We start from the raw sequence: 11831 nt of genomic DNA, 5'->3' as shown, positions 1-11831 counted from the left end.
CCGGGGAATACACCCCACGAGATCAATTAACACCTTGTGGGGAATTAACCGGGGGAGCGCAACCCCGGTGCCGGACAAGACGTCTACTGATCGGTGGGTCACCCGGCTACAGGGAGGCGAATGACCATGGTTCGTTCGAAGATGATCTCCATCGGCGGTCTCATCGCGGGTACCGCCGGGCTCCTGCTGATCAGCGCGTGTGGTTCGGAAACCGCCCCGGTCGCGCAGAGCTCGTCCGCGACGCCGTCCAGTTCGGCACCGGACACCTCGGCCGCGCCCAGCGCGAGTCCGACGAGTTCCGCACCGGCACCGCAGCCCGCACAGGGCGGGGACCCGGCGCCCAAGAACGACGGGCTGTGCAAAGCGGGAGACGTGAAGCTCTCCGTCGCCGGCGGTGACGGGGCGGCGGGGACGGTCTACCGGAAGCTCGTCATCACCAACTCCAGCGGACACGCGTGCACCATCCAGGGTTTCCCCGGCATCTCCTACGTGACCGGCGCGGACGGTCACCAGGTCGGTGAGGCCGCGTTCCGCGACGGAGCCAAGGGCGAGCCGGTCACGTTGAACACCGGCGAGAGCGCGTCGGCCGACGTCGGTTTCGTGAACGTCCGCAACTACGACGAGGCGGTCTGCAAACCGACCGAGACCCGAGGACTGCGGGTGTACCTGCCGCAGGAGACGGCGTCGAACTTCGTGCCGGTGCAGGGGCTCGGCTGCGCGGGGAAGATCCCCGGCAATCAGCTGACCGTCAAGACGGTCCACAAGGGAGCATGACCTAGAGCTGCGTGCAGAGCTGTTCGGCCTGCGCCAGATGCCGCTGGCCGGAGATCTGGTTGAAATGCAGGCTGAACACCATCCGGCTGACGCCGTCGATGTGCTCGGCCAACGGCCGGTAGGTGTCGTTGGCGGCGGCCGCCGCGGCGGAGAGTTCGCGGGCGGCCGTCATCCGGTGCAGGATCTCGGGGGCCAGCACCGCCACGGGCCGCTCTCCGGGTGCCGAGCCGGTGGTGTCGGGGATCGTGCCGACCCTGGCCAGTGCCTGACAGGCGTCTTGAGCGTCTTCGAGCGCTCCCGCGTTGACACCCGAGAGCGCCCACAGCATGCCGATCACGCCGGCGCCGATCACGAAACCGGCGACCGCGGTGACCACCTGCGGGCGTCTGGAAGGTTCTGCTGTTCCCACGCCGCCCTCCGGCACCAGTGTCTGCTGCATCGCGGACCTCCCTCACCAGCTGGCGGTGATGGGCTATTCCAGCACCAAAGGCGCCGGTTTTCACTGGTCTTGGTGCAGTACCCGCGAGGCCGTGGCCGATTCGTCATCGAAGGCGCCGGGGCGTAACGAGACGAACGCGAAACCGGCTACGCCGAACAGCAGAAGCCCGGACGTCAGGAACGTCCGGGCCGGGGAACCGAGCGTGTGGGTGAGGACGCCCCCGAGCAAAGCCCCCACCGGGATCGCACCCCAGACCACGGTGCGCCATACGCCGAGGACCCGGCCGAGCAGTTCACCGGGGACGAGCGTGTGCCGCGCCGTCCCCAGCACGATGTTCACCGCGACCACGGCCGCCGCGAACAGGCCGAACAGCACCGCTCCCGCCACCGGCGAACTCGTCAAGCCCATCCCGGCGAAAGCCGCGCCGCAGCAGGCGGTGCCTCCGAGGAGGACCGCGCGACGGCTGGACGTCTTCACCAGCCGTGGGGCGATGCCCGCGCCCACCAAGCCCCCGATCCCACCGACGAACGCGAAGAGCCCGAAGGTGGCTTCGCTGAGTCGCAGGTACTCGATCGCGTACAGCACCAACTGTGCCTGCGCGAGTTCGCTGATCAGGCTGATCAGCCCGGCGACGATGACCAGGCGCAGCACCAGTCGGTGCTGCTTCAGCCACCGGAAACCCTCCGCCAGCTCGGCGCGGAAGTCGGCGGGCGCGCTCGTGGGGGAAGGGCGAGCCCGGTAGCTCCCCGTGAGCCCGATCAGCACCGCCGCCGCGATCGCGAAGCCTGCCGAGTTGAGCAGGAACGGGAACGTCGCGAAGAGTGCGAAGGTGGCGCTGCCGACCGGCCCGCCGAGGAAGGTCTGTCCGACGATCTCGCAGGCCTGGAGCTTGCTGTTCGCGCCGTCGAGCGACCCCTTGCCGACGACCGCCGGGATGAGCACGTTCGCGGCGCTGTCGGCGACCACCTCCGCGAAGCCGATGAGCAGGGCGGCGGCGTAGACCACCCAGATCGTCACCCCGCCGGCCGCGACCAGGACGGCCATCCCGCCGACGACCACCGCGCGGGCGCCGTTCGCGAAGATCATCGCGCGACGGCGGTCGATCCGGTCCAGCAGCGCGCCCGCAGGGAGCGCGAACAGCAGCCACGGCAGGAACTGGGTCGCCGAAAGCCCGGCGATGAGCAGCGGATCGCGGGTGAGGGTGATCGCGAGCAGCGGGAAGGCGACCTTGCCGATCCCGTCGCCGAGATTCGACGCCGCGCTGGAGGTGAGCAACCAGCGCAAACGCCGGTCACCCCTGCGGCGCACCGTCGACTCGGCCATCCACGCCTCCCCAGGCATTCGCCGGCGCCGGCCGACGACAACGTGCCGAAAAGTTTAGCGGGGTTGTCGCCCAAAGTGGCGGGATTGTTACGCCCAGTTAAGAATCCGAAGAACCTTTGGTGCCCGACGCACAAAAATCACCGACCACGCCGCCCTCGGCACGAAATCCGCCGGAAGGGAGCAAGGGACCTTTGCTATCGCCTGTGGCGGCGGTTCAGCCCCAGCCGAGTTCGTGCAGCCGCGCGTCGTCGATGCCGAAATGGTGGCCGACCTCGTGGACCACCGTGATCAGCACCTCTTCGACGACGTCTTCCTCGGTGTCGCACATCTGGAGCAACGGCCGCCGGTAGATCGAGATCCGGTCCGGCAGCACTCCGCCGTACTCGTGGGTCCGTTCGGTCAGCGCGACACCGTGGTAGAGCCCGAGGATCGTGGGCGACTCCTCGTTGTACTCCTCGACGAGGACCACGACGTTGTCCATCGCGTCCGCGAATTCGGGCGGAAGCTCGTCCAGCGCCTCCGACACCAGTTCCTCGAACCGCTGCTGGGTCATCTCGACGGGCACGCGCTCACCCTCCGGTCTTCGGGGCCGAAGAAGACGATGGCGGGGTCGGCTGCCCGCCGTCGGACGGCGGGGCTTCGCCGTTGCCGACCTTGACGCTCCCGGTGACCGGTGCGAGCCCCTTGTTGTCCGGCAGGACCGCCGCCGCCTTGCAGTTCACCAGCGTCGACCCGGCGTCCCAGCTCTCCTGCTCGCGAACGTCCCAGCTGAGGATGAGCTTCTTCGCCGCCAGGTCGGCGTTGCCGGAGTAATCCTGCGCCGCCGTCGAGCATTCGGTGTCCAGCCAGGTGTTCTGCTGCTCCTGTGAGGGGTAGCCGTCCTTGAACTTCGTCTTGAGGTCGAGCGTCGCGATGATCTCGTAGGAGTGCGGCTGCGCGCAGTCGATGGGATCGCCGAAGCTGTTGTTGAGCAGCGCGAGGCAGGTGCCCGCCTCCCACACCATGGACTGGTTCTGCTCCTTCGCCGGTCCGGTGGTCGGCTGCAGCTTGCCGCCGGGGCCGGCCCACTGCAGACCACACCGCAGCTGCCGGTCGCCGTCCTCCCATTGCGCGGGCGTCGGCCGGAGCAGGTTCATGCTCAGCCTGCCGTAGGGATCCAGCGTGCGGCCGAGGTACGGCTTGACGTCCACGGTGCACTTCGACCGGGAGATCTCCTGCCACTGGTTCAGGTTCGGGCTCGGCACGCCGGCCGGGTACTGCGCGCCGATGTCGACGACGCTGGTGACCTCGAACAGGTGGGCCTCCGTGCACGGCACGCGCCGCGCGTCGGTGGCGTCCGGGTTGTTCCAGGTCAGACAGGTGCCAGGGGGAGACTGGAACGCTTCGACCGCGGCGGGCGACAGCTTGGGGGCACCGCCGCCCACGCCGCCCTCCGGGCCGACATTCCACGAGAACGCCACACTCAGCGAAAGGGCGATGATCGCGCCCACGAACACACCGGCCATGACGAGCCGGGTGCTGAGGGTGCTCAGCGCGTTTCGCGGATCACGGAACCGCTCGGCCTGTTGAGACATCCACTCCATGATGCCCGCGCCGCACGTAAGGTGCGCGTACCGGGTGGTTAGTGTTGGACACGGGTTCGTGCTGGCGGGCGATTACGGAGCTTCGATGACGCAGGATGACAACCGAGGGGGACAGCCTCCCCAGGAGCCGCCGAAGCGCGGCTCGATGCGGTTCCAGGACGAGACGACGCAGGCGCGGCAGCCGTCGCTGGCCGAGCAGCGCGCGCGACAGCAGGCGCTGGCGGAGCAGGAGCGGCAAGAGGTGCTCGCTGCCGAAGCCGCCCGTGCCGCCGAGAAGAAGTCGTCGACCAAGAAGAAGATCCTGATCGGCACCGGGGTGACCGTCGGGCTGGTCGGCCTGGTCGCGACGTTCTACACCGTCGCGAAGCCGGAGAACGTCACGGCCGTCTGCACCACCAAGGACGAGATCGTCGACAACGACAACAACTGCGACGAGAACTACGTGCGGTCGCACGGCGGGCACGTCAGCGGCGGATTCTTCTTCATCCCGATCCCGGGCGGCGGCGGATACAACAGCTACCGCTACAACTACGGCGGCAGCGGCACGATCGGCCAGCGGGTGTCCGGCGGCTCGTACACCGCGCCGTCGAACGCGAACGTCAGTACCAAATCGGGCAAGAGCGTCCAGCGCGGCGGGTTCGGCATCAGCGGCAAGAGCGGCTCCGGCGGCAGCGGAAAGAGCGGGGGCTCGTAGGTGTACCGGGATTCCAAGCCGCCTCGGCGGGACTGGCAGCACATCGTCGAGGAGCAGGGCCTGGTCTTCGGCACCCCCGCCCGTGACGGTGCCGGCAAGTCCAGGCCGTACTGGGACGAGTCGGTCCACTACGTCTTCGAGATGGACGAGATCCTGTCCGTCGAGGCGGACGTGGAACTGCTGCACTCGATGTGCCTCGAAGCCGTCGACAACGTGGTGACCACCGAGCAGTACCACCGGTTCGGCATCCCCGAGTGGGTCTGGCCGCATATCGCCGAGTCGTGGAAGCGGCAGGATCCGCACGTCTACGGCCGGTTCGACCTGCGCTACGACGGCAAGAGCCCGGCGAAGCTGCTCGAGTACAACGCCGACACGCCGACCTCGCTACTCGAGGCCGCGGTCCTGCAGTGGCACTGGAAGACCGCGGTCTTCCCGGAGGACGACCAGTGGAACTCGATCCACGAGAAGCTGGTCGAGCGCTGGGGCGAACTCGCCGACAAGCTGCCCTCCAACGAACTGCACTTCACCTGGTCGTCCGCGGATCCCTCCGGTGAGGACCACGTGACGACGGCGTACTTGCAGGAGACCGCGGCCGAGGCCGGACTCGACACCGTCGGGTTGTCGATCGAGGAGATCGGCTGGGATCCGGTGCTCAAGCGGTTCGTCGACCTCGAAGAGGCGCAGATGGCGACCGTGGTGAAGCTCTACCCGTGGGAATGGGTGGTCGACGAGGAGTTCGGCCGCTTCGCCGTCGAGACCATGCCGCGCACGCTGTGGGTCGAGCCGCTGTGGAAGATGATCCTCTCCAACAAGACGCTGCTCGCGATCCTGTGGGAGAACTATCCGGGCCATCCGAACCTGCTGCCCGCCTTCGCCGACGACCCCGGCCTGCTGACCGAGTACGTCCGCAAGCCGAAACTCGGTCGCGAGGGCGCGAACGTGCAGATCGTCGCCACCGGGTACGAGACGCAAACCGACGGCGTCTACGGCGCCGAAGGCTACGTCTACCAGGCTTTCGACCCGCTTCCGGAGTTCCAGGGCTACCGGCCCGCGCTCGGCGCGTGGATCGTCGGCGACCAGGCCGCCGGCCTCGGCATCCGCGAGACGGCAGGACTCGTCACGGACGACGGTGCCGCGTTCGTCCCGCACCGCATCGTCGAGTCGTGATAGAAGCAACCGCACAAAACTGACATTCCTGACCAGCTCGTACTTCCGGGAGAACCCTGTGACCACCACCCTTGCGCTGTCCGACACGTTCGGCTCCGACCTCGTGCGAGGGATCGGCGCGATCCTGTTGTACGGCGTCGTCGGCCTGCTGCTGATGTTCGCCGGGTTCTGGGCGATCGACTGGACCACGCCCGGCAAACTGGCCCAGCTCGTCACCCGTGGCCTGCCGAACGCGGTCATCGTCACCGCGTCGGGTCTGCTGTCGATGGCGTTCATCGTCGTCGTGGCGATCGCGAACTCCGCCAGCGACCTGACCGAGGGCCTCATCACGTCGCTCGTCTACGGCCTGCTCGGCATCGTGGTGCAGGTGCTGGCCGTCCGGCTGCTCGAATGGGCGACGCGGATCGACGTCCGCTCGACCATCGAAAGCGAGAAGTTCGCCCCGGTCAGCGTCGTGGTCGCCGCCGCGCACCTCGCACTCGGGCTCGTCGTGGCCGTCGGTATTTCGTAAATCCTTGTCGCACTGAAAACGGCATAGGCGCACGATTCCCACTAACGTGGGAGCCGTGCGCCTTTTGAGGACACCGGACGACCGGTTCTCGGACCTGCCCGACTTCGACTTCGAACCGCGCTACGCGGAACTCGTCGACCTTCACGGCGGCGTGATCAGAGTGGGTTACGTGGAGGCCGGACCCGAAAACGGGCCGCCTGTGCTGCTGTTGCACGGCGAGCCCACCTGGTCCTACCTCTATCGCAAGGTCATCCCGGTGCTCGCCGACGCCGGGTTGCGCGCCATCGCGCCCGACCTGGTCGGCTTCGGCCGCTCCGACAAACCCGGCGACATGGTCGACCACACCTTTCAGCGGCACGTCGAGTGGATGCGCGCGTTCGCCTTCGACGTGCTCGACCTGACCGAGGTCACGATGGTCGGTCAGGACTGGGGCGGCCTGATCGGTCTGCGGCTGGTCGCCGAGAACCCCGACCGCTTCTCCCGGGTCGTCGCGGCCAACACCGGCCTCCCCACCGGCGACACCGACATGCCGGAGATCTGGCACAAGTTCCGCGAGACCGTCGAGAACGCGCAGGTCCTCGACGTCGGCCGATTCGTGCAGGCGGGCTGCCAAGCCCAGCTGCCGCCCGAGGTCCGCGCCGCCTACGACGCGCCGTTCCCGAACGAGATGTACAAGGCCGCGCCGCGCGCGATGCCGTCGCTGGTGCCGACCACCCCGGACGACCCGGCGTCGGCCGCCAACCGGGCCGCGCTGAAGGTGCTCGCCGAACTGGACAAACCGTTCCTGGTCTCGTTCTCCGACGGCGACCCGATCACCGCGCCGTGGGGCCTCGAACTGCGCGGCTCGATGCGCGGCGCCCGCGAACTCGAGCATCCGACGATCACCGGCGCCGGTCACTTCCTGCAGGAGGACGCCGGTGGGCGGCTGGGCGAGGTCATCGCACGCTTCGTGAAGTCCTGACGCGCGCAATGAAAGGCTCTTTCCTTGCAAAATTTGCAAGGAAAGAGCCTTTCATTGCATCGGGCAGGGCTCAGGAGGGGGCGTGGTTCAGGACACGGCGGCCAGCGCGTCCACGATGATCTCCAGCCCCTCCGCGGCCTCCTCGGCGGTGAGCGTCATCGGCGGCGCGATCCGCAGCACGTTGCCGTGCAGCCCGCCCTTGCCGATCAGCAACCCCCGCGCCTTGGTCTCTTCCATCATCCGCGCCGCGGCCTGCGGGTTCGGTTCCATGCCACCCGGCTTGACCAGCTCCACGCCGATCATCAGGCCCTTGCCGCGCACGTCCCCGATGAGCGGGTTCCCCGCCGCGCGCAGACCGGCGAGCAGTTCGTTGCCCCGTGCCAGCGCGTTGGCCTGGAGATCGTGGTCGGCGATGTGGTCGAGCACCGCGGCCGCGCCCGCCATCGCGACCGGGTTGCCGCCGAAGGTCGAGATCGAGTTCGCGGTCAGGCAGTCGACGAGGTCGCCGCGCGCCACGAGACCGCCGATCGCGAGGCCGTTGCCGAGGCCCTTCGCGAAGGTCATCGCATCGGGGACGACGTCATGCGCCTGGATGCCCCAGTAGTGTTCCCCGGTCCGTCCCCAGCCGGTCTGGACCTCGTCGGAGATGAACAGGATCCCGTACTGGTCGAGGACCTCCTTCATCGCCTTGAACAGGCCGTCCGGCGGTGAGCTGAAGCCGCCGACGCCCTGGATCGGCTCGGCGATCATGCAGGCGACATCACCGGCGGTGCCCGTCTCCAGGACGTCGACCAGGTCCGCGACGCAAGCGTCGATGTACTCCGTGTCCGAAAGCGCGCGGAACGGGCTGCGGTACCGGTAGCCACCGTGGACGTAGCTCACCTTCACCGGGCTGAGCGACGACGCCGACCAGCCGCGGTTGCCCGTGATCCCGACCGTCGCGAACGACCGGCCGTGGTACGAGTTCCGCATCGCCAGCACCTGGTTGCTGCGCCGGTATTGCGTGGCGAGCATCAGCGCGGTGTCGTTGGCTTCGGTCCCGGAGTTGGTGAAGAACACCTTCGCGTCGGGGATGCCGGAGAGCTTCGCGATGCGCTCGGCCAGTTCGACCTGTGAGCGGATCAGGTACAGCGTCGAGGTGTGCAGGATCCCGGTGTCGAGTTGCTTGCGCACGGCGTCGCTGATCGCCGAGACGTCGTAGCCCATCGAGTTCGTCAGGATGCCCGCGAAGAAGTCGAGATAGCTGCGTCCGGTCGAGTCGATGACCCGGCGGTCCTGCGCGTGCACGATCTCGATCGGCTCGTCGTAGTAGAGCGCCAGCCACGACGGGAGTACCGCCTTGTGCCGCGCCAGCAGGTCCGCATCGGTCATCGGGTTTCTCCGTCCGCAGCAGGGAGATCTCAGTATGGGGACGGCCGGAAACGGGCGACAACGATCAGACTGTCGGGTTATCCGCGACGGCCCGCACAGTGTGTACGGGCAAACTGCCTCGAAGCACTTGAAGTCCTAGGACTAATCTCTGGACTCGTGATTGACCCCAGGACTCTGCGCGATGACCCGGACGTCGTGCGCGCTTCTCAGCGCGCCCGTGGCGAGGACGAAGGAGTGGTCGACAAGCTGCTCTCCCTCGACTCCCGGCGCCGGTCTTCGATCGCCGCCGCCGACAAGCTGCGCGCCGAGCAGAAGTCGCTGGGCAAGCTCATCCCGAAGGCGCAGGGTGACGAGCGGGCCGAACTGCTCGCCAAGGCGAAGGACCTCGCCGCCCAGGTCAAGACCGCCGAGGTCGAGCAGACCGAGGCGTCGGAGGAGTTCGACCAGCTGCACCGCCTGGTGCCGAACCTGGTCCACCCCGACGCGCCCGAAGGCGGCGAGGACGACTACGTCGTGCTCAAGCACGTCGGTGAGCCGAAGAAGTTCGACTTCACGCCGAAGGACCATCTCGAACTCTGCGAGGGCCTCGGCGCGCTCGACATGGAGCGCGGCGCGAAGGTCTCGGGCTCGCGGTTCTACTTCCTCACCGGCATCGGTGCCCAGCTGCAGCTCGGCCTGCTGAACATGGCCGTCGCGCAGGCGACGGCGAACGGCTTCACGCCGATGATCACGCCGACCCTGGTGCGCCCGGAGATCATGGCGGGCACCGGCTTCCTCGGCGCGCACTCGTCGGAGATCTACCGGCTGCGCGACGACGACCTCTACCTCGTCGGCACCTCCGAGGTCCCGCTCGCCGGCTACCACGCCGACGAGATCCTCGACCTGACGAAGGGGCCGAAGCGCTACGCGGGCTGGTCGTCCTGCTACCGCCGTGAGGCCGGTTCGTACGGCAAGGACACCCGCGGCATCATCCGCGTCCACCAGTTCGACAAGGTCGAGATGTTCGTCTACACGCGTCCCGAGGACGCCGAAGCCGAGCACGCGCGCCTGCTGGATTGGGAAGAGCAGATGCTCGCCAAGATCGAGGTCCCGTACCGGGTGATCGACACCGCCACGGGTGATCTCGGCACCTCCGCGTACCGGAAGTTCGACTGCGAGGCGTGGGTGCCTTCGCAGGAGACCTACCGCGAGCTGACCTCGACGTCGAACTGCACGACGTTTCAGGCCCGCCGCCTCGGCATCCGCTACCGCGACGACGACGGCCGTCCGCAGACCGTCGCCACGCTGAACGGCACGCTCGCCACCACCCGCTGGATCGTCGCGATCCTGGAGAACCACCAGCTCGAAGACGGTTCGGTCCGGGTGCCGGAGGCTCTTCGTCCCTTCCTCGGTGGAACCGAGGTGCTCACGCCGGCATCGAAGTAGGGTCCGCGCCGAGGAGGGACCCCGCATGAACCGCCGCAGCGAACCGATCACCGCGCTCTTCGCGGCGGTCCTGCTGCTCGGCGGATGTTCCGAGACGATCTCGGGCCGTTGCCGCGAGCCGACCCATGCGCGCTGCTGAAGCCGGACGAGGCCGCGAAGCTGGCCATGGCCCCCGGGACCCCGTCGACCCCGCGAACCTGGCCAATCCCGAGGACAGGGGCTGCGAGTGGAAGGACTCCGACGGCGACAAGGGGCAGCGTCCGCTGAACGTGACGTTCTTCCCGTCGACGGCCGTGGCCGACGTCGCCGGTCTCGAAGGCACCCCCGAGGAGAACGACCTCGGTGGTCGCAAGTGGACGGTCCGGTTCGACGCCTCCCTGAAGTACTGCACGGCCGTGCTGCCGATCAACGAGACGTCCACCGTGAAGGTCTCCAGCGGCCACTGGGACGACGAGACGAAGGCCTGTGACCTGCTGCGGGCCGCGCTGCCGACGGTGAGCGCGGCGCTGCCCGCCGGTTCGTGAACGGCGGCCGCGCACAAGTAGTGTGCGAGCCGATGAGGAGGGGACGCATGCGGTTTCGGAATTCGCTCGCGGTCGGGCTGGCGGTGCTGGCGGTCGGCGGCTGCACGTCGACGATCGGCGGTACGGCCTCGCCGGTGCCAGGGCAGGGGCCGGTGATCACGAAGGCCGAGCCGTGCGGACTGCTGACGCAGGAGCACGCGGCGGCGCTGGGTGTCCAGTATCCCGGTGCGGAACGCGCCGCCAAGCCCGAGCAGAAGGTCCCCGCCGTCTGCCGGTTCCGGAAACTGGAGGACGTGCGCAAGGCGTCGAACCTCGAGGTGTCGTTGAGCAAGGACCTGTCCTTGAACGACTACATGAGCGGCGCGCAGCCCGGGGAGAAGTTCGGGATCGGCGGGTTCACCTGGACGCGCTACGCCACCATCCTCGGCCCCTCCTACTGCTCGCTGAGCACGGAGCTCACCCCGGACTCCTTCGTGGAGATCGCCAGCGAGAGCCCCGACCACACCGAGGGCAACGCGTGCGACCTGGCCAAGGCGGCGGCCCCGGCCGTGGCGTCGAAGCTGCCGGGTGGGCAGCAGGACCCGCAGATCACCGCGCCACCCGGGCAGAAGCCCGCCGAGCCGGGCGGGCCGCTCGTGACCACCGACCCGTGCGCCATGCTCAAGCCCGAACAGACCGCGCAGCTGCGCCTCGGACCCACGGGTGAGCCGATGAAGTCCAGCTCCAACCCGAACCAGCTCGGCTGTGAGTGGGCCGACACGGACGGCGACCAGGGAGAGAAGGCGTTCGACCTCTGGTTCTACACGGCGACGCCGATGGACGAGGCTCCGTCGCTGATCACGCAGGGTGAACCGAAGGACTTCGACTCGGGTGACCGCAAGTGGAAGCTCTACACCGAGCCGGGCAGCAAGCTGTGCGCGGCAGGTCTCGCGATCACCCCGACGTCGACGGTGGCGATCATCGCGGGCAACCTCGACGATCCCGCGAAGGCGTGCGACGTGATCAAGGCCGCCGTTCCGATGTTGAACGGGAACCTGCCGCCCTCGTCCTGAGTCACTC

Annotated in this window: 13 protein-coding genes; 8 read left to right on the top strand and 5 right to left on the bottom strand. The window is 68.2% G+C overall.

Features of this window, described 5'->3' with window-relative positions; all coding sequences use genetic code 11:
* Window positions 1-120 precede the first annotated feature (120 nt).
* Window positions 121-774, top strand: coding sequence for a DUF4232 domain-containing protein (locus ACZ7KI_RS23310; RefSeq protein WP_470275207.1), 654 nt, complete (start codon window positions 121-123; stop codon window positions 772-774).
* 1 nt (window position 775) lies between these two features.
* Here ACZ7KI_RS23310 and ACZ7KI_RS23305 read toward each other — a convergent pair whose 3' ends face one another.
* The 4 genes from ACZ7KI_RS23305 to ACZ7KI_RS23290 form a co-directional block, all read right to left on the bottom strand.
* Window positions 776-1213, bottom strand: a complete 438-nt coding sequence (locus tag ACZ7KI_RS23305) for a hypothetical protein (RefSeq protein ID WP_470275206.1) — start codon at window positions 1211-1213, stop codon at window positions 776-778.
* Between the two features lie 60 nt (window positions 1214-1273).
* A complete protein-coding gene (locus ACZ7KI_RS23300; RefSeq protein ID WP_470275205.1) occupies window positions 1274-2536 on the bottom strand; it encodes an MFS transporter in 1263 nt (420 codons plus the stop codon).
* A 214-nt stretch (window positions 2537-2750) separates the two neighbouring features.
* Window positions 2751-3101: a metallopeptidase family protein gene (locus ACZ7KI_RS23295; protein WP_061980372.1), complete on the bottom strand. Its 351-nt coding sequence runs from the start codon at window positions 3099-3101 to the stop codon at window positions 2751-2753.
* Between the two features lie 4 nt (window positions 3102-3105).
* Complete coding sequence (locus tag ACZ7KI_RS23290; protein ID WP_470275204.1) at window positions 3106-4110, bottom strand: septum formation family protein; 1005 nt, start codon at window positions 4108-4110, stop codon at window positions 3106-3108.
* Between the two features lie 94 nt (window positions 4111-4204).
* On the opposite strand from ACZ7KI_RS23290, the gene ACZ7KI_RS23285 reads away from it, so the two are divergent.
* The 4 genes from ACZ7KI_RS23285 to ACZ7KI_RS23270 are packed head-to-tail and all read left to right on the top strand — an operon-like array spanning window position 4205 to window position 7452.
* Complete coding sequence (locus ACZ7KI_RS23285; protein WP_470275203.1) at window positions 4205-4813, top strand: hypothetical protein; 609 nt, start codon at window positions 4205-4207, stop codon at window positions 4811-4813.
* Window positions 4814-5980 carry a glutathionylspermidine synthase family protein gene (locus ACZ7KI_RS23280; protein WP_470275202.1) on the top strand — a complete coding sequence of 389 codons (1167 nt, stop codon included), beginning with the start codon at window positions 4814-4816 and terminating at the stop codon, window positions 5978-5980.
* Between the two features lie 58 nt (window positions 5981-6038).
* Complete coding sequence (locus ACZ7KI_RS23275; protein ID WP_470275201.1) at window positions 6039-6491, top strand: DUF350 domain-containing protein; 453 nt, start codon at window positions 6039-6041, stop codon at window positions 6489-6491.
* A 55-nt stretch (window positions 6492-6546) separates the two neighbouring features.
* A complete protein-coding gene (locus ACZ7KI_RS23270) occupies window positions 6547-7452 on the top strand; it encodes a haloalkane dehalogenase (protein ID WP_470275200.1) in 906 nt (301 codons plus the stop codon).
* Window positions 7453-7539: 87 nt separating this feature from the next.
* Here the strand turns inward: ACZ7KI_RS23270 and ACZ7KI_RS23265 are convergent, their stop codons facing one another.
* Window positions 7540-8823 (bottom strand): aspartate aminotransferase family protein, encoded by a 1284-nt coding sequence (locus tag ACZ7KI_RS23265; RefSeq protein ID WP_470275199.1) that lies wholly within the window; start codon window positions 8821-8823, stop codon window positions 7540-7542.
* Window positions 8824-8979: 156 nt separating this feature from the next.
* On the opposite strand from ACZ7KI_RS23265, the gene serS reads away from it, so the two are divergent.
* The 3 genes from serS (at window position 8980) to ACZ7KI_RS23250 (ending at window position 11824) form a co-directional block, all read left to right on the top strand.
* Window positions 8980-10248, top strand: a complete 1269-nt coding sequence (gene serS / locus ACZ7KI_RS23260) for a serine--tRNA ligase (RefSeq protein WP_470275198.1) — start codon at window positions 8980-8982, stop codon at window positions 10246-10248.
* Window positions 10249-10373: 125 nt separating this feature from the next.
* Window positions 10374-10772: a hypothetical protein gene (locus ACZ7KI_RS23255; protein ID WP_470275197.1), complete on the top strand. Its 399-nt coding sequence runs from the start codon at window positions 10374-10376 to the stop codon at window positions 10770-10772.
* Window positions 10773-10819: 47 nt separating this feature from the next.
* A complete protein-coding gene (locus tag ACZ7KI_RS23250) occupies window positions 10820-11824 on the top strand; it encodes a DUF3558 family protein (RefSeq protein ID WP_470275196.1) in 1005 nt (334 codons plus the stop codon).
* Window positions 11825-11831: the final 7 nt, after the last annotated feature.

It is taken from the genome of Amycolatopsis sp. NPDC039088, assembly GCF_055598845.1.
The sequence above is the reverse complement of the archived record's forward strand: the minus strand, read 5'-3'. Positions and strand labels throughout refer to the sequence as shown.

Coding starts and splice junctions, on each gene's coding strand:
- ACZ7KI_RS23265 (WP_470275199.1), bottom strand. CDS start 8,823: ATGACCGATGCGGACCTGCTGGCGCGGCACAAGGCGGTACTCCCGTCG.
- ACZ7KI_RS23300 (WP_470275205.1), bottom strand. CDS start 2,536: ATGGCCGAGTCGACGGTGCGCCGCAGGGGTGACCGGCGTTTGCGCTGG.
- ACZ7KI_RS23290 (WP_470275204.1), bottom strand. CDS start 4,110: ATGTCTCAACAGGCCGAGCGGTTCCGTGATCCGCGAAACGCGCTGAGC.
- ACZ7KI_RS23285 (WP_470275203.1), top strand. CDS start 4,205: ATGACGCAGGATGACAACCGAGGGGGACAGCCTCCCCAGGAGCCGCCG.
- ACZ7KI_RS23305 (WP_470275206.1), bottom strand. CDS start 1,213: ATGCAGCAGACACTGGTGCCGGAGGGCGGCGTGGGAACAGCAGAACCT.
- ACZ7KI_RS23250 (WP_470275196.1), top strand. CDS start 10,820: ATGCGGTTTCGGAATTCGCTCGCGGTCGGGCTGGCGGTGCTGGCGGTC.
- ACZ7KI_RS23255 (WP_470275197.1), top strand. CDS start 10,374: ATGCGCGCTGCTGAAGCCGGACGAGGCCGCGAAGCTGGCCATGGCCCC.
- ACZ7KI_RS23310 (WP_470275207.1), top strand. CDS start 121: ATGACCATGGTTCGTTCGAAGATGATCTCCATCGGCGGTCTCATCGCG.